At 47.7% G+C, this 16,723-nt stretch carries 11 protein-coding genes and 3 pseudogenes; 3 read left to right on the top strand and 11 right to left on the bottom strand.

The window, feature by feature from the left end; translation table 11 throughout:
• Nucleotides 1–42: 42 nt before the first annotated feature.
• Nucleotides 43–888, bottom strand: coding sequence for an N-hydroxyarylamine O-acetyltransferase (gene nhoA, locus QUF14_RS09295; protein ID WP_000187938.1), 846 nt, complete (start codon nt 886–888; stop codon nt 43–45).
• A gap of 174 nt (nt 889–1,062) precedes the next feature.
• Between nhoA and QUF14_RS09290 the strand changes: the two genes are divergently transcribed.
• Nucleotides 1,063–1,632: a flavin reductase family protein gene (locus tag QUF14_RS09290; protein ID WP_000085933.1), complete on the top strand. Its 570-nt coding sequence runs from the start codon at nt 1,063–1,065 to the stop codon at nt 1,630–1,632.
• Nucleotides 1,633–1,670: 38 nt separating this feature from the next.
• Here QUF14_RS09290 and QUF14_RS09285 read toward each other — a convergent pair.
• From QUF14_RS09285 to QUF14_RS09250, 8 genes and pseudogenes are all read right to left on the bottom strand, one after another.
• Nucleotides 1,671–2,066, bottom strand: a pseudogene (locus tag QUF14_RS09285) (IS256 family transposase); the annotation flags it as partial.
• A gap of 14 nt (nt 2,067–2,080) precedes the next feature.
• Nucleotides 2,081–3,218: pseudogene (locus tag QUF14_RS09280) on the bottom strand (ISAs1 family transposase).
• Between the two features lie 207 nt (nt 3,219–3,425).
• Complete coding sequence (ltrA, locus tag QUF14_RS09275; protein ID WP_038813497.1) at nt 3,426–4,748, bottom strand: group II intron reverse transcriptase/maturase; 1,323 nt, start codon at nt 4,746–4,748, stop codon at nt 3,426–3,428.
• A gap of 767 nt (nt 4,749–5,515) precedes the next feature.
• Nucleotides 5,516–6,268: a hypothetical protein gene (locus QUF14_RS09270; protein WP_286333512.1), complete on the bottom strand. Its 753-nt coding sequence runs from the start codon at nt 6,266–6,268 to the stop codon at nt 5,516–5,518.
• A 37-nt stretch (nt 6,269–6,305) separates the two neighbouring features.
• Nucleotides 6,306–6,908 carry a M35 family metalloendopeptidase gene (locus QUF14_RS09265; protein WP_000107951.1) on the bottom strand — a complete coding sequence of 201 codons (603 nt, stop codon included), beginning with the start codon at nt 6,906–6,908 and terminating at the stop codon, nt 6,306–6,308.
• Nucleotides 6,895–9,275 (bottom strand): annotated as a pseudogene (locus tag QUF14_RS09260) (type VI secretion system Vgr family protein). Before QUF14_RS09260 ends, QUF14_RS09265 begins: the two are co-directional and overlap by 14 nt.
• Before the next feature lie 18 nt (nt 9,276–9,293).
• A complete protein-coding gene (locus QUF14_RS09255) occupies nt 9,294–9,578 on the bottom strand; it encodes a type VI secretion system PAAR protein (RefSeq protein WP_001127495.1) in 285 nt (94 codons plus the stop codon).
• 539 nt (nt 9,579–10,117) lie between these two features.
• The gene (locus tag QUF14_RS09250) at nt 10,118–10,735 is read right to left on the bottom strand and encodes a glutathione S-transferase family protein (protein WP_000598849.1); all 618 of its coding nucleotides are present in this window, start codon (nt 10,733–10,735) and stop codon (nt 10,118–10,120) included.
• Between the two features lie 266 nt (nt 10,736–11,001).
• On the opposite strand from QUF14_RS09250, the gene ansP reads away from it, so the two are divergent.
• Nucleotides 11,002–12,501, top strand: a complete 1,500-nt coding sequence (gene ansP / locus QUF14_RS09245) for an L-asparagine permease (protein ID WP_001300590.1) — start codon at nt 11,002–11,004, stop codon at nt 12,499–12,501.
• A 114-nt stretch (nt 12,502–12,615) separates the two neighbouring features.
• Here the strand turns inward: ansP and yncE are convergent, their stop codons facing one another.
• Entirely contained in the window at nt 12,616–13,677 is a 1,062-nt protein-coding gene (yncE, locus tag QUF14_RS09240; protein ID WP_000550675.1) for a 7-bladed beta-propeller protein YncE, read from the bottom strand.
• A gap of 241 nt (nt 13,678–13,918) precedes the next feature.
• Between yncE and pqqU the strand changes: the two genes are divergently transcribed.
• Nucleotides 13,919–16,021 (top strand): TonB-dependent receptor PqqU, encoded by a 2,103-nt coding sequence (gene pqqU / locus QUF14_RS09235; RefSeq protein ID WP_000689296.1) that lies wholly within the window; start codon nt 13,919–13,921, stop codon nt 16,019–16,021.
• A gap of 35 nt (nt 16,022–16,056) precedes the next feature.
• Here the strand turns inward: pqqU and mcbR are convergent, their stop codons facing one another.
• Nucleotides 16,057–16,722 (bottom strand): colanic acid/biofilm transcriptional regulator McbR, encoded by a 666-nt coding sequence (gene mcbR, locus QUF14_RS09230; protein WP_001119579.1) that lies wholly within the window; start codon nt 16,720–16,722, stop codon nt 16,057–16,059.
• Nucleotide 16,723 lies beyond the last annotated feature (1 nt).

The raw sequence follows: 16,723 nt of genomic DNA, 5'->3' as shown, positions 1-16,723 counted from the left end.
CCGGTTGTAGGCGTTTACGCCGCATCCGGCCCCTGGCACAAACTATTTCCCCGCCTCCGGATGCGTATCAAACGCCGCCATCACCAACGCCAGTTCATCCACAGTAAAGCCATGCTTTGCGTCATCTACGCCCAGACCAAACTGCTCCTGCATCACGGCATATAACGACGCCACATCCGCTAGATTCCGCTGCTCCACTGCATGTCCATTTTCATAATGGGTGAAATGAAAATTGGTCAGTGTCAGTTTGCCACCGTCCGGCAAATGGCGGCACATCAGCAAATGATGGCGAAAATGCGATTGCGGCCAGTGCGCCGACCAGAAATTCCCCATCACATAATCACTTTGTTGTTGTTCACAGAGATCAAAACGGTACATCGACTGCCAGTGCTGATGATGATTAAACTGCAAAATCCAGTCGTTCCCTTCCTGTAACAGCCGATATTCGCCATGTGGCGTTGTTTGCGCGATATCCGCCACTAAACGAATCGGCGCAGTCAAAGTCTGCCCACCGAAACCGACATCGGCAATCCAGTGTTCGCCTTCCAGCTCCACCAACAACAAACGATGGGTACGCGGCGGTAATGCTGGCGGATTAGATAACACTACGCGCCCTAACAGACTGCGTACCTGAAAACCCAGCTCGCGTAACACCCGCTCAAACACGCCATTCTGCTCAAAGCAGTAACCACCACGCCGGGCGAGCACCAATTTCTCTTCCAGCGATTGATCATCAAGCTGCATTTCTCTCGGCAGCAAAACATCGAGATTTTCAAATGGAATGGTGCAATTGTGTTTCAGGTGTAATGCGCGCAGCGTTTCGATATTGACCGCAGCCGCTCCCGACCAGTTAATGCGGGTAAAATAGTGATTCAGAATGGGCGTCATCAGGCGTTTCCGTTTGTGGTTTTCTCAATTTATAACCTGGAATAGACGCCGCACCGGCTATTTTGTGCGATCGCGGACATGCATCACGTTCGCAAATCGCCAATCCCGTTAATTTCGTTACTTATTGCGTTACGAGCTACGCTTTTAAAACACCCTTCTTAGCGAGGCGATACCGTGAGCCGATTCATCCCCGTCGAATTACACCATGCCAGCCGTCTGTTAAACCACGGCCCCACAGTTTTGATAACAACTTTTGATGAAAAATCACAGCGACGTAATGTGATGGCTGCGGCCTGGTCGATGCCGGTGGAGTTTGAACCGCCACGTGTGGCGATTGTGGTAGATAAATCGACATGGACCAGGGAGTTGATTGAGCGTAACGGTAAATTTGGCATCGTTATCCCGGGCGTTGCGGCGACTAACTGGACGTGGGCGGTGGGAAGTGTGTCGGGTCGTGAAGAAGATAAATTTAATTGCTATGGCATTCCGGTTGTGAAAGGTCCGGTGCTTGGATTGCCGCTGGTTGAAGAGAAATGTCTGGCATGGATGGAGTGTCGATTGCTACCAGCGACTTCTGCGCAAGAAAAATACGATACGCTATTTGGCGAAGTGGTATCGGCAGCGGCAGACGCACGAGTATTTGTCGAAGGCCGCTGGCAGTTTGATGATGACAAACTCAATACACTACATCATTTAGGTGCTGGCACGTTTGTTACCAGCGGCAAGCGAGTTGCCGCTGGTTAAAGAGAGAGCGTTCAGAATTCTGTGTGACGTTAAAAATTCTACAGCGTCATCACATTATTCAGCCGCCCTTCAAAATAAATAGCTAACTGTGACAATGTCAAATTCCAGCTCTGAACTGGCATTGTCCATTTTTTCTGCGCATTCATCAGTCCCAGGTAAAGTAGCTTCAACAGGCTGTTTTCATTCGGGAAGGCACCTTTTGTTTTGGTCAGCTTTCTGAACTGCCGGTGAACTGACTCGATAGCATTGGTCGTGTAAATCACCTTACGGATACCCGCCGGATAACGGAAGTAATGCGACAGATTTTCCCATTTTCGCCGCCACGACTGAAGCACCACCGGATACTGCTGACCCCATTTCGCCTCCAGCTCGTCCAGCGCTGTTTCTGCCGCCTCCTTCGATACCGCACGGTACACCGGTTTCAGGTCGGCCATGAGCCAGGGAAAGATTACGAAAGCCCGCTCCCCGCAAGGACTGACGCCAGATACTTTCTGTCCATGGCTGCTTTTCGCATCTTACGTCTTAACCCTGCCTTGAATACCTTATCATTCGTCAAAATATTAATAGCGATGTGCCGTATCCCTGAAAATAATTCTGCTGCATTTCCTCTTCTTATTTTGCAGTCGTCTTCATTCATTACCACGTCCAGACGCCAGTGCAGCTTATTCTCCACGTGCCAGTGATTTCGGATCGCTGTGGCGAACTTCTCTGCGGTTAAATCAGCAGAACTGATATAATATCTGACCGTCATTTCTGGCTCTTTCTTTTGTTCTGCTATTATTGACCGAAAGGAGACTGCCACGCATAATTTCTTCAGACCTTTCCATTCAAACGTGAAATCAATAAGTTCATCAGGGACATCGCAAACAATATGAAGACGGATTTCTTCTCTGCCGTGACTCTTTTCACTAATTGCGTAACTGTCATGCTCTGGATTATTTAATTCTTTCAGCGGAAATTTTTCCTCGAAGGCTTTATTTAGCCGCCCCTGGTTTCCTTTTACAGCGAATAAATAATCACCTCCCTGTTTTTGTATCTTCTCTGCAATATCTTTCTGGCAACCCATCGCATCAGTTGTGATGATTTTTCCTTTAATATCCAGCATGTTAAGAAGTTCTGGGATAGCTGTAATCTCATTGGATTTCTCATCCGTCTTGATCTGTCCGATGACCAGACTGTGCATTGTTGAGAACGCACTAATGACATGAATCGCTCCCCTGCGGCGACTCTTGTCATAAGAGTGCCGGAGCGTTTTTCCATCAATTGCAATGACGCCTTTATCATCTGAAGAATGGCAGTCACGCATCCAGTTAATAAAGCACTCGTGAAATTTTGCAGGACTGATACAGGATACAACTCTGGCAATCGTATCGTGAACAGGAATACCATTTTCAAAATCACCATATTGCTTCAAAAAATCGAGATGTATTTCCCCAAAATCCTCTATATCTTCCCAACCTTCTGCACCCGAAATAACGGCGCAAATAGTCAACAGTAGAATATCCGACAATTTATGTTTCACTTTTGCAGGATTGTCTGTAATCGGGAATAACAGAAATATGTTCCATCAATTTTTTAAGTTCCATTCTTTTCTCCTTAATTATGTAAGGAGTATTTGATCATGTATAAGCAATAAAAAAACAGCTTCAGGTAATGAGGAATATCTCAATTTTTAAACATAAAATGCGAATTGTTTAGTACAAAAAAGCAGCGTTAAGTGAGTAGGCCACCGGAACCTCCCCGACAGCCTCTCGCAGAACCGTACGTGAAACTCTCGCTTCATACGGCTCCCGTCAGGCAAACGAGCTTCCTGGTCCTGCTTTCCAGTGGGCAAACAACTCCGGCTTCTCTTTTGACAGCCTTTCCATTAGCTGACACGCCTTCGTCTTTCTATACCGCAGGGTTTTATATTTCTTTCTCGCCCACGCAATCAGCGTCAGATTAATATATCTGCATACTTTCTTCATCGCTGATTTGTGGTATCTCGCGTAATAATTCAGCCACCCCGATATTATCGGATTCAGCCACTTCGCAATATCTTCGAGACTCATCTCCACCCTGCGTCTGATCCACAGTTTCCTGAGTTTTCCAATCATGCCTTTCTGCGCACGGTTACTCGCCGCCGGGCTGAAACTCGTAAAGAGGTTTCCCCGCCGGTGGTTACGTGCTCTTCGCGCTCTGAACGTATACCCCAGAAAATCAAACTGCACTGTTTCATGGTTCGCCTGTCGTTCGCTGTCTTTGCAGTAAACTATTTTCGTTTTCTCCGGATGTAATTCCAGTCCACATTCCTGAAAACGTTTTGCCAGCTTATTCAGTAATTCCTCTGCCTGTTGTTTACTGCCACAATGAATTAATCCATCATCTGCATAACGGCACCAGGGAATTTCCGGATAATGTAACGTCAGCCATTTATCAAACACATAGTGCAGAAATAAATTCGCCAGTACCGGGCTGATGACTCCACCCTGTGGCGTACCTTTATTTCTTTCCTTCAGTGTTCCATCCGGCATCTGCACCGGCGCTGTCAGCCACCGGCGAATAGACAGTCTTACCCATTTATCCGCACAATGTTTATCTACTGCCCTGAGTAATAAATCGTGGGGGATATTATCGAATAACCCTTTAATATCAAACTCAAGACACCAGTCGTATTGCCAGCAACGTTTTCTGGTGACTGCTATTGCATCCAGCGCTGATTTTCCATGCCGGTATCCGTATGAATCATTCAGGAAATAACGCTCCACTAATGGTTCAAACGTTACCAGCACCGTCATCTGCGCTATTCGATCGCTTACTGTCGGTATTCCTAAAAGTCTTTTGCTGCCATCCTTCTTCGGAATTTCCACCGCACGCACTGGCGGCGGCATCCAGCTTCCCGACGATAACCTGTTCCAGATTTTGTACAGATTTCCTTTCAGATCCCGCTCAAAATCTTTCAGCGTCTGGTTATCCACTCCGGCAGCTCCGGCATTCGCCTTTATCCGCCGGTACGCTTCCACCACATGCAATTTACTGACCTGAAACGGTTTTGTCTGTTCACACACAGCCTCCTCCTGCCTACAGTTGGGCTGTGATGCAGACTGCCCGACGCTGTCCCTTCGCTCCACGTTCATTACAAACGCTTCCTCACTACTACGAACAGCTCTGCCCCGGTTTCGCACATCGATACTCTCATACTCATAATTTCGGTTATTTGTATTTCTCTCTTGACATTGCGACGACCGGTTCCCGTAGTTCCTGCAAAGAGCCCGATACAGCGTCATGCCTGCTATACACCGGACATCATTCACGCAGCATTCGGAATTCACCCGTAAATTAATCCCGGCGGTATCACGAAACCTCCGGTTTTGATGTCACTTAGGACTAACGACGTTTCAACACAGGTTCGGGTTTACTCATCTCACTGTATCTCATATAGGATCAGATCTCGTCTGATCGTTCCCCCTGCGCTCACTACCATGGCTCTTTACCACAGCAGCCGGGGTTGTTTGGGACCGGCTTCCGACAGCAGATCCCGGTGGGCCTGCCACCATCTCTTCACAAGCTTATGCTTATTACATGCAAAACGTCCCGTTTTGCATCTTTGTGCCTACGGCACACCGTGATCTTTCCCTGCCTACCGAAGTGATTATTGTTTTTTTAAACCCCATTGTTTTAAACAATCCTTATGTAATTAAGTGGGGGGGTTATTTCATCATTCAATACATACCAAGAATGCTCAAATGCTGGCCAACGTACTAAATCGAAGCCATCTGCTGCTGGGTTTATTCGCCGTGTAACTTCTCTGGCATGTGACAAACTACATCCTTTATCCGCCCAATAATTAACGCCTAAACTACCGCCAGGTGTCAATCGATGGCTTACCATTATGTATTTTTGCTTACTTGCTATAAAGAGAGTCAAGTTCATCCCCATCGATTAATAACGAAACTTCATTGCTTCTCAAAAAGACACCTAGTCTTGCCCCATAGAGATCAAGATTATATAATAAATCATCAATTTTTTTCTTAGGATGACTTTGGTTTAAAATATTAAACATTGCCGTGTTTATATTTTCATTTCTGAACCAATTACTTCTTACAATAAGATGCTCAAAAGTACCAACGTTATAGCGATGCTTGCCTGGTAAAAAAACGTAGTAGTCATTTAAATTAACTTGATATGTATAATTGCTTTTAGGTGGTATCTCAAGCCACGCAGAAGATGACATATCCAGTCCATAATTACACCATCCTCCCAGATAATCGAGAATTACATCATATGATGTAATTAAAAAACGTTTATAACATAACTCCTTACCATTATAAGGTATATTCTTTTTATAAATATACAAATAGCCATCATGAGCATTATAAACATTAACTATCGCTATAATATTTTTTTTGACACTTTCAACTGAAAGAGTCAAGAAAACTTGATTTTCTTGTTGCAATATAATATTTTCATTTTTACTCATTGCATAATCAGGAGTTAGATCAAAGTATGTAGTATCCTTTGTAATGAATTTGTTTGATTGAAATAAATCATAAACAGCCGGATGTTTATGCTTCTTTTCTGCGAATACTAACGATCCATAAGCATTTTTTTTGGGTATTAAATAATTTTCACCTTTCAAATTTGTGCTGAAAAACATTAGCGTAAAGGTTGTGATATAAAGGCAATGAATAATCTTATTCGAAGTAACGTTCAATGTTATATCCATTTATCATCACATCTCGACTTTTAGCTTTTACAAGATTTTCCGCATGCTCTCTGTATTCTTCAGCAGATGTTGTTTCCGCATTTTTACCCGGAGGGCTTAAATCGTCAGTATACAGAACTTCGCTTAAATGTGAAAACTCATGACATAAAGTGGATACCTGAGAATCGTATCCTTTAACCGCGGCATGAAAAAATTTAGGACCTACAATAACAGGATTCTCAATACTAATCCCTCCCTTCACTTTGGCAAAAATACATTCATCATCTTGATATTTAAAACAATTGCTTTTCACTCTCTGATTGACTAATATCATTGCCTCAACGCCTCTCAGCAGCCATTTATTAGCCTCAATCTCATTTCTCCCAAAAATATCAAGAAATTCTTTTTTTTCTGTCTCCTCCCATCTATATAAGTCTTTTTTTCTTTTATTTAAAACAACTAGTTGTTCAGCCAAAGCATTGGTAATAATCTCATTGAATTTATTAGTTATTTCTTTTTTTACTATGCAGACATTTACACCGGGCTTTGGTTGAGCCTGTGTGGTTCTACCCATGTTATTACTGGTGCTCATTACAATTCACCTCAAATATATAATAATCATTAGTTAACAGTTTAATTTCTACATTTGCATCATTGGTTCTAGAGAAAACTTCTGTATACCCCTCTTCATCCGTTTCTCCGCGGGTCTGCGTGCCATCCTCAAAGAAGGCAATGTAGCGGGTTTCTGAATACGGTATCCCGTCATCGTCTGTAAAATGGAACTGGAGAGTATATTTTTCAGGTTCATCCTCATCGTCACCTCGATCATCACCACCACTTCCGGTCACGCAGTTCCCTCCAGAGTCTTCATTTTCTTCTCCGGAATCACTGCCTTCTCATCCCCCAGTGTCTTCAGCACCGCCGGTTGCAGCGCCGGCACCGGCGCTCCCGGACTACCGCCGCTATTGAGATTGATTTTCGGCCCGACGATGTCCACGCCCCCTGAATGGATTACCACAAACGAGCCACCCACCTTCAGGCTTATCCGGCTGCTGCTCTCCAGCACGATATCCCCGTCCACCTTTATCCCCAGCGCGCCACTCACCTTCTCCGCCAGGTCGCCTTTCACCTCCAGGCTGTGCTTTCCCTCCACCAGACTGACATGGTTCCCCGTCGTCTTATGCTCCTGCTTCCCTTCCACCGTCACTTTACGGTCGTTTCTGACGTACAGACCGTCATCGTGACTCACGCTCACCGTCCGGTCATTCGTCACCTTCAGAGTCTGGTCATTACGTACCGTGATACGCCGGTCGTTCGCCACCGTGATACTCTGGTCGTGGCCCCCCTCTTTTTTTGTACCGACCTGAACCGTCTGACCCTTCACCACCGTTATCTTCTGGTCGTTACCGATGGTTTCCGTATGGTCATGTTTCACATCCGTTGTCCGGTCGTTGAGCACCTCCGTATCCATGTTCTTCTGGGCATGGATATACACCTGCTCATTACTGGTGGCGTCTTCAAACCGCAGCTCGTTAAATCCGCTTCCTTTATAGGTTTTTGACCGGATGGTCATCTGCGTCTTCGTTCCCGGCAGACTCCCCGGCGAACGGTTGTCCTCATGGTACGTCCGCCCCATGATTATCGGCTGGTCCGGGTCTCCGTTCAGAAAATCAACAATCACCTCCTGGCCCACCCGCGGTATCGCCAGGTTACCGAACCCCGGCCCCGCCCACGCCTGCGATACCCGCACCCAGCATGAACTCGCCTCCGTCATCCCGTGATAACGGTCCCAGTGGAACTTCACCCGTACCCGGCCATGTTCATCACAGAAGATTTCCTCGCCCGCAGGCCCGGTGACAATGGCGCTCTGTGGCCCGTCCACCTTCGGTTTGCTTTGCAGCCGTGGACGCCACGTCCGGTCTGCCGGTATCACCTCTAACTGATTGCCCAGCGAGGTTCCTCTCCCCTGGCTGCCGTGCAGCGCCTGCGGCTGGCTTCCTGACAGAATGCTCTGTACCACCTGCCATTCACGGTTCAGCATCTTCTGCGGATGCCCCGTCAGCGTAAACTGCGTTCCCGGCCACAGCTTCGGTGAATTACTCTGCCCTGTGGCCTTTTCCGCATCACTGCGCAGGCTGTCCATCTGGTACAGCGTGAAATCCTTGCCGTGCTGCTCGTCCTTGAACCTTCCCGGATAATCAAATATCTCATACTGCGCCAGCTGTCCGTTCAGGCTCTCACCCTGCTGCTCATACATACCCGGCCAGTCCGGCACCTTAAACGTGTAATCCTGGCTCTGCACCGACGACGGGCGGACATGCGCCTCATAACGGAACATACTGACACACTCCGTCTCCGCTCCTGCCGATGTGTCCGGGTTAAACGGAAACGCCCCCGCCACATCGTCGCACAGCGTCAGCTTCTGCTCCGGACTGTCCGCCGCAAACCGCTCAAAGAAGAAAATTCCCTCCTCCGCCCACAACCGGGACAGAAACGTCAGGTCGCTTTCCCCGTACTGGACACAGAATTCCCGCGCCGGATGGTCCTCATAAAACAGCGGCGTCCACTCCGTGACGCCGTTCTCGTTCAGTAACGTGGCCGATATCGTCCGGATATCCTGCTGCTGGAAGATACGGAAGTTCCGCCGCAGCCCGCACCGCCATAACGGCGGCTCAATACGCAGGTGATAACGCATCTGCCAGCCGTTATTCTCCTGCATGCCAAAACCCGCCACCACGCCGGTGACATAACGCAGCGGGATGACGCCCTGCCAGATGGTCAGTGTCGCCTTCTTCTCCAGCAGCATCTCCGCCGTCTGCATAAAAGAGTCGCTGGCAACATCCACACTCATCACAAACGGATATGACTGGTTCTGGATTAACCGGAAATTCACCACTGCAAAGGTGTCCGGCTCCTGGCCGTCAACCTCCAGCGTAAAGCGCAGACCTTTTAAGGACATAAATACCTCTCAGACATATCAGCCTATATTTACCGTACCGCCACCGATAACCACGCCGCCGCAGTCAACAGCATCACCGGTTCTGGCGGCGGGCAGGCCGTCAATAAAGACGGTTGAAGAACCTCTGGCGATTTTACGGGGATGAGGGGGATGCTTCGGTTTAGCATGCGGCGTCAGCGGATCTCCCTGACGGGCTGCGGGGAGACCATCGATAAAAACGGTGGATGACCCGGCGGTGATGACGGTCTCGTAATAACCGTCGTGCTGAGTGCCTTTGTCGGTGAGTTTGGCTGCTAAAGGCATAATTCCTCCTGTTCAGAATTTCTACAGCAGCAGGTTTCAAAAATCCGGAGAAATATTCAACGAAATATTAATCACTTCACCGGATATTCTGATACGTACCTTCACTGGTCTATTTAAGTAATACAAATTGTTGGCGTGTATTAAGTTCCATTTTGTTCTCCTTAATTATGTAAGGAGTATTTGATCATGTATAAGCAATAAAAACAGCTTCAGGAAATAAGGAATATCGCAATTTTTAAACATAAAATGCGAATCGTTCAATACAAAAAAGCAGCGTTGCGTAATCTTTCCCTGATTAAATACGCTACCGCCCTACCCTGATGACATGATCTGCACTGCACTATCATATCGACATGTTTCTCTACATGCGAAAAGATGTTTTATTTTCGGATTATATTAAATTGATATTTCATATAAAAAACGAAATTACATCAATCATATAAATAGTTGTGCCAACTTTAATTACTATTCATAGCAAACAAATGGATATCCAGTTAACTACGCCAGTGATTCATTAACATTAATCTCCGGCATTGTTGTTAAATAATGGCATTCCTTTTTAGTACTTCTTGTAACTTTGGTATCTGACATACAGCATCAGCAATCGCACTGATATTCGTGGCATTATCCTGAAACCATTCATGCCCAGGCCCCCATGTGCGCATTGTGCAAAGATAACAGTCCACCAGCGTTAGTTGCTCACCAAACGCATAAGGTTCAGCGGTCAGTTGTGAATTCAGCCAGATATAAAGCGATTTGCGATATTCAATAACATTCTTCTTTAACTGTTCAGGTGTGTCAGATGCCCAACGCTCAGGGTAATCGGCGAAAGTGAACGTTGGATAGACATTAGCAACCAGCCAGACCAATAGCCGTTGAAACTGCTGACGTTCGGCGCGCCTAACCGGTGGCGCAAGGTCCGGGCGACGATCGAGAACCATCAATGCAATCGCCGCTGTCTCCGTCATAATCTCGTCATTTTCCAGCGCCAGTGTCGGAATCTGACACAACGGGTTGAGGGTTTTCAATAACTCGCGTGAAGTTCCCTCGTGGTCAAAACCACTGACATCAACGAACTGATAAGGAATATCAGCCAGTGATAGCATCAGCTCACTGATTGTAGAGCCCCATCCGGGTACGCCATACACCTTAATCATATGCCCCTCACAATCTTTTAAAGATTAAGTGTAGGACAGTACACAGGTTAACCAGCAAAAGGATTTGTCATTTTTTCGTCAGTTGTATTATTCCCCTTCAGGATTGTAAGGGGATGTTTTGCATCGTTTATCGATAACGGGTAGGATGCTGCGCCGATAGTTTTATACCCATAAAGAATAATGGTGATAACTATCATCGCCAGGATGAATAAACCTTGTTCATGGCAACTTATATGACTTTTTCATTAAAGCAATCAGGGAGAGCAATGAGTAAACACGACACCGACACTTCAGATCAACACGCCGCGAAACGTCGCTGGCTTAATGCCCACGAAGAGGGGTATCACAAAGCGATGGGCAATCGCCAAGTACAGATGATCGCCATTGGCGGCGCGATTGGCACCGGCTTGTTTTTAGGTGCAGGAGCCCGACTGCAAATGGCGGGGCCAGCACTGGCACTGGTCTATTTAATCTGCGGCCTGTTTTCATTTTTTATTCTGCGTGCATTGGGTGAGCTGGTGCTACACCGCCCTTCCAGTGGCAGTTTTGTCTCTTATGCCCGTGAGTTTTTAGGAGAGAAAGCCGCTTACGTTGCAGGCTGGATGTACTTCATCAACTGGGCGATGACCGGGATTGTCGATATTACCGCCGTCGCTCTGTATATGCATTACTGGGGTGCGTTTGGCGGCGTGCCGCAGTGGGTCTTTGCGCTCGCTGCGCTGACCATCGTTGGCACCATGAATATGATCGGTGTGAAATGGTTTGCGGAGATGGAGTTCTGGTTTGCGCTTATTAAAGTGCTCGCCATTGTGACCTTTTTGGTCGTGGGTACAGTGTTCCTCGGTAGTGGTCAGCCGCTGGATGGCAACACCACTGGCTTTCATTTAATCACCGATAATGGCGGCTTCTTCCCCCATGGTTTGCTACCTGCGCTGGTATTGATTCAGGGCGTAGTGTTTGCTTTTGCCTCCATTGAAATGGTGGGTACAGCTGCCGGAGAATGTAAAGATCCGCAGACCATGGTGCCTAAAGCCATTAACAGTGTGATTTGGCGTATTGGCCTGTTTTACGTCGGCTCCGTGGTGTTGCTGGTTATGTTATTGCCGTGGAGCGCGTATCAGGCGGGGCAAAGTCCGTTCGTGACGTTTTTCTCTAAACTGGGTGTGCCATATATCGGCAGCATTATGAACATTGTGGTGCTGACCGCTGCCCTCTCCAGCCTGAACTCAGGTCTGTACTGCACCGGGCGTATTCTGCGCTCAATGGCGATGGGCGGCTCTGCACCAAGTTTCATGGCGAAAATGAGTCGTCAGCATGTGCCGTATGCCGGGATCCTGGCGACGCTGGTCGTTTATGTTGTTGGCGTATTCCTTAACTATCTGGTGCCGTCGCGCGTATTTGAGATTGTGTTGAACTTCGCGTCGCTGGGAATCATCGCTTCATGGGCGTTTATCATCGTGTGCCAGATGCGCCTGCGTAAAGCGATTAAAGAAGGCAAAGCAGCGGATGTCAGTTTTAAACTGCCTGGCGCGCCCTTCACTTCCTGGCTGACATTACTGTTTTTACTGAGTGTCCTTGTGCTGATGGCGTTCGATTACCCGAACGGGACTTATACTATCGCGGCGCTGCCGATTATCGGTATTCTGCTGGTTATAGGCTGGTTTGGTGTGCGCAAACGCGTTGCTGAAATTCACAGCACTGCGCCAGTCGTCGAGGAAGATGAAGAAAAACAGGAAATTGTGTTTAAGCCTGAAACGGCGAGCTAATTGCAAAATTGCCCGGCTACGTGCCGGGCAAATTTAGATTACTGACGAAGGTGTGCCGCATGCGGCGTGATAAAAGTCAGGCAAGTCTCTCCGTTTTCACCCTCGCCATATCTATTACAACGCAATACGAATCACATCGTCCGGCTGAGTAGCTTCCTGCTGTTTAGTAGATTTTTGTTTCACACTGACATACAGCGTTTTGCCATCGGCAGACAGCGCCAGGCTGTTCGGATGGGTCGGCGTATCGAACGTTTTCACCACTTTATAGCTTTTCGCGTCAATCACACTGACTTTACCTGCCTGACGATGCGTTACGTAAGCTTCATTACGCGCTGGGTTAAACAGCACAGCCAGTGATTCCGGTGCCGCAACCTTCGCCAGAATATTGCCATTACGGGTATCGACCACTAGCACTTCTGCCGCTTTAGAATCGGTGATAAATGCACGCTGCCTGGCGGTATCGAGGCTGATGTTGATAAAGAAGTGCTCTTTGCCATCATCCAGCAGCTTTTTACGGCTGAGGATTTTATTGTCGGCGGTGTCGATGGTAATCAGCTCACCATCGGCATTAGTGGTGTAAAGACGTTTGCCTTTGCTATCCAGCGCCAGACCGGTACTCATTTTACCGGTGTTCTGGATGGCGGTTTTCAGTTTGATATTCTCGCCATCAACGACCCAAATCACGCTCTCTTTACCAATACCACTGATGTAAACGGTGTTCGTGGCATCATCAGCTACCAGCTCACGCGGTTGCAGCGGGCGCACCTCTTCCGTGCGCTTACGATCATCCAGCACCAGACGGCCTTTCACTTCGCCCGTTTTGGCATCTATCGCCGTGACCGCGCTGTTTACGGTGTTACCAAACCACAACGTCTGAGTCGTGTTATTGATGGTGGCACCAAACGGCTTGAGATCGTTATGGATCGCCTGCGTCACTTCCAGAGTGACCGGATCAAGACGATAAACCACGCCACCTTTATCCAGTTTGCGGCTTTGCGAAGTGGCGAGCCACAGCGCGTTTTCTTGCTGGCTATAAGCCATTTCGTAGGCACCTTTACCTACCGCTTTACGCAGCATTTCTTCTGCGGCCTGCGTACTGAATGATGAAGCAACAAGCAATGAACCTAACAGTAATGAACCACGCAGGCGCGATGAAAACAGATGACGTAAATGCATGACGACTCCCTTTGATGAACCGATATTTTTGCTGCTTCACAATGCTTCGCTAAGCGTAATCATCGTTACGCTCTTGTTATAAATGGGAATGGTAATCATTATTTTCTCAAATGTGGAGCATTTCTTGCCGTTACGACTACAATTCTCTCAATTACTTAACGTATTGTGCCGTTTCATTTTCCATAAATTTACAATTTTATTACCATGACGGCGTTTTCCCATTCTTAACCTGGCTTTTTTCATGAAGATTTTTTCTGTCCGACAGACCGTTTTGCCCGCACTGATTCTCCTTTCTCCTCCCACTTTTGCCGCTAATGAACAAACCATGATTGTTACCGCCACGCCGCAGGGGGTTTCAGAACTGGACACACCCGCAGCGGTGAGCGTGATCGACGGCGAGGAGATGCGTCTGGCAACACAGCGCATTAACTTGTCCGAATCACTGACCGGCGTGCCTGGTTTGCAGGTACAAAACCGGCAGAACTATGCGCAAGATTTACAGCTGTCGATTCGCGGATTTGGCTCCCGCTCCACTTACGGTATTCGCGGTATTCGCCTGTATGTGGACGGTATTCCCGCCACCATGCCCGACGGGCAAGGGCAAACATCCAACATCGATTTAAGCAGTGTGCAAAATGTGGAAGTGCTGCGTGGCCCCTTCTCTGCCCTGTATGGCAACGCGTCTGGCGGTGTAATGAATGTCACCACCCAGACCGGACAACAGCCACCAACCATTGAAGCCAGTAGTTACTACGGCAGTTTTGGCAGCTGGCGCTATGGGCTGAAAGCAACGGGCGCAACGGGAGACGGCACACAGCCCGGTGATGTCGATTACACCGTCTCAACCACGCGTTATACGACCCACGGCTATCGTGATCATAGTGGCGCACAGAAAAATTTAGCCAATGCCAAACTGGGCGTTCGCATTGATGACGCCAGCAAATTAAGCCTGATTTTCAATAGTGTGGATATCAAAGCAGATGACCCAGGTGGGCTAACCGAAGCAGAATGGAAGGCGAATCCGCAACAAGCGCCACGCGCTGAACAGTACGACACGCGAAAAACCATCAAGCAAACTCAGGCTGGGTTGCGCTATGAACGTAGCCTAAGTTCGCAGGATGATATGAGTGTGATGATGTATGCCGGAGAACGAGAAACGACCCAGTACCAGTCAATCCCAATGGCCCCCCAACTTAACCCATCGCATGCGGGCGGTGTGATTACTCTACAACGTCATTACCAGGGGATAGACAGCCGCTGGACACACCGTGGCGAACTGGGTGTTCCGGTCACGTTCACTACCGGCCTGAACTACGAAAACATGAGTGAAAACCGTAAAGGCTACAACAACTTCCGCCTGAACAGCGGTGTGCCGGAGTACGGGCAAAAAGGTGAGTTGCGCCGCGACGAACGCAATCTGATGTGGAACGTCGATCCTTATTTACAAACGCAGTGGCAGCTGAGCGAAAAACTGTCGCTGGATGCTGGCGTGCGCTACAGCTCCGTATGGTTTGATTCCAACGATCATTACATTACTCCGGGTAACGGCGATGACAGTGGTGATGCCAGTTATCACAAATGGCTACCAGCCGGATCGTTAAAATATGCAATGACCGATGCCTGGAATATCTATCTGGCAGCCGGGCGTGGTTTTGAAACGCCGACGATTAATGAGCTGTCTTATCGTGCTGACGGTCAAAGCGGTATGAACTTTGGTTTAAAACCATCCACCAACGATACAATTGAGATCGGCAGTAAAACGCGTATTGGTGATGGGCTGCTTAGTCTCGCATTGTTCCAGACCGACACCGATGATGAAATTGTTGTCGATAGCAGTAGCGGTGGACGTACGACTTATAAAAATGCCGGAAAGACCCGTCGTCAAGGCGCTGAACTGGCATGGGATCAACGTTTCGCGGGAGATTTTCGCGTAAAAGCGTCCTGGACCTGGCTTGATGCGACCTATCGCAGCAATGTGTGCAATGAACATGATTGTAACGGTAACCGGATGCCAGGGATCGCCCGTAATATGGGCTTTGCGTCGATAGGTTATGTACCGGAAGATGGCTGGTATGCAGGTACGGAAGCGCGTTATATGGGCGATATTATGGCAGATGATGAAAATACGGCCAAAGCGCCTTCTTATACACTCGTCGGCTTATTCACGGGGTATAAATACAATTACCACAATTTAACTGTGGATTTATTTGGCCGTGTCGATAATTTATTCGATAAAGAATACGTTGGTTCTGTCATTGTCAATGAGTCGAACGGGCGATATTACGAACCTGCGCCCGGGCGAAATTATGGTATCGGCGTGAATGTTGCGTGGCGATTTGAGTGATTATCTTGATGCCCGGTATTTGCCGGGCATTTAATTTAACGATTATATTGCTGGTATAACATAGCAACATTTTGTTGCATAATTTCAGTAAGACAATGTCTGCATCGCTCTTTGTCTTTTACTTTCAACGCGGCGAGTAGTTCATGATAGCTTTCTATACGATCCTGTAATTCCGCTGGATTAATCGCTTCATAAAGATAATGTAAACCAGGTCCCATCCTGACCCACAGTTGCTCAATCATCTCACACAGGATGGGCATATTTGAACGATGATAAATCGCTAAGCGAAATAACCTGTTCGCATTAATGATTTGTTCCATGTCGCCCTTTTCTTGCGCCTGCTGTAATTTCTCGAGCAATTCCTCTAGTTCCGCCAGGTCTTGCGGGGTGAGGTATTCAACAGCCAGAGTAACTGCCATTAATTCCAGCTCGTAGCGGATCCGATTGATTTCGTCTAATTGACGTTTCCCCACTTCCGGAACTGTAAATGCTTGCGCTGGTGCGACAGAAAGCGCATTCACCGAAACCAGACGTAATAATGCTTCACGCACAGGTGTAATACTCATACCTAATTGCTCCGCCAGATTTTTAGTAATCAGGCGTGCGCCAGGTTTTAGTGCGCCAATACTTAGTTGATGTTTCAGGTCGTTCTCAACCTGCATAGTCAAACTGACATGTTTCATTTTTTCCGTTCCAGGCATT

The organism is Escherichia sp. HH091_1A (genome assembly GCF_030295175.1).
In the GTDB taxonomy this organism is placed as follows: Bacteria; Pseudomonadota; Gammaproteobacteria; order Enterobacterales; family Enterobacteriaceae; genus Escherichia; species Escherichia coli_F.
Note: the sequence above shows the minus strand (reverse complement) of the source record. Positions and strands in the feature narration are given on the sequence as shown.

Excerpts from the sequence above, each read along its gene's own strand:
- QUF14_RS09250 (WP_000598849.1), bottom strand. The coding sequence starts at position 10,735 with ATGATTAAGGTGTATGGCGTACCCGGATGGGGCTCTACAATCAGTGAG.
- pqqU (WP_000689296.1), top strand. The coding sequence starts at position 13,919 with ATGAAGATTTTTTCTGTCCGACAGACCGTTTTGCCCGCACTGATTCTC.
- nhoA (WP_000187938.1), bottom strand. The coding sequence starts at position 888 with ATGACGCCCATTCTGAATCACTATTTTACCCGCATTAACTGGTCGGGA.
- mcbR (WP_001119579.1), bottom strand. The coding sequence starts at position 16,722 with ATGCCTGGAACGGAAAAAATGAAACATGTCAGTTTGACTATGCAGGTT.
- QUF14_RS09255 (WP_001127495.1), bottom strand. The coding sequence starts at position 9,578 with ATGCCTTTAGCAGCCAAACTCACCGACAAAGGCACTCAGCACGACGGT.
- yncE (WP_000550675.1), bottom strand. The coding sequence starts at position 13,677 with ATGCATTTACGTCATCTGTTTTCATCGCGCCTGCGTGGTTCATTACTG.
- ansP (WP_001300590.1), top strand. The coding sequence starts at position 11,002 with ATGAGTAAACACGACACCGACACTTCAGATCAACACGCCGCGAAACGT.
- QUF14_RS09265 (WP_000107951.1), bottom strand. The coding sequence starts at position 6,908 with ATGAGCACCAGTAATAACATGGGTAGAACCACACAGGCTCAACCAAAG.
- QUF14_RS09270 (WP_286333512.1), bottom strand. The coding sequence starts at position 6,268 with ATGTTTTTCAGCACAAATTTGAAAGGTGAAAATTATTTAATACCCAAA.
- ltrA (WP_038813497.1), bottom strand. The coding sequence starts at position 4,748 with ATGAACGTGGAGCGAAGGGACAGCGTCGGGCAGTCTGCATCACAGCCC.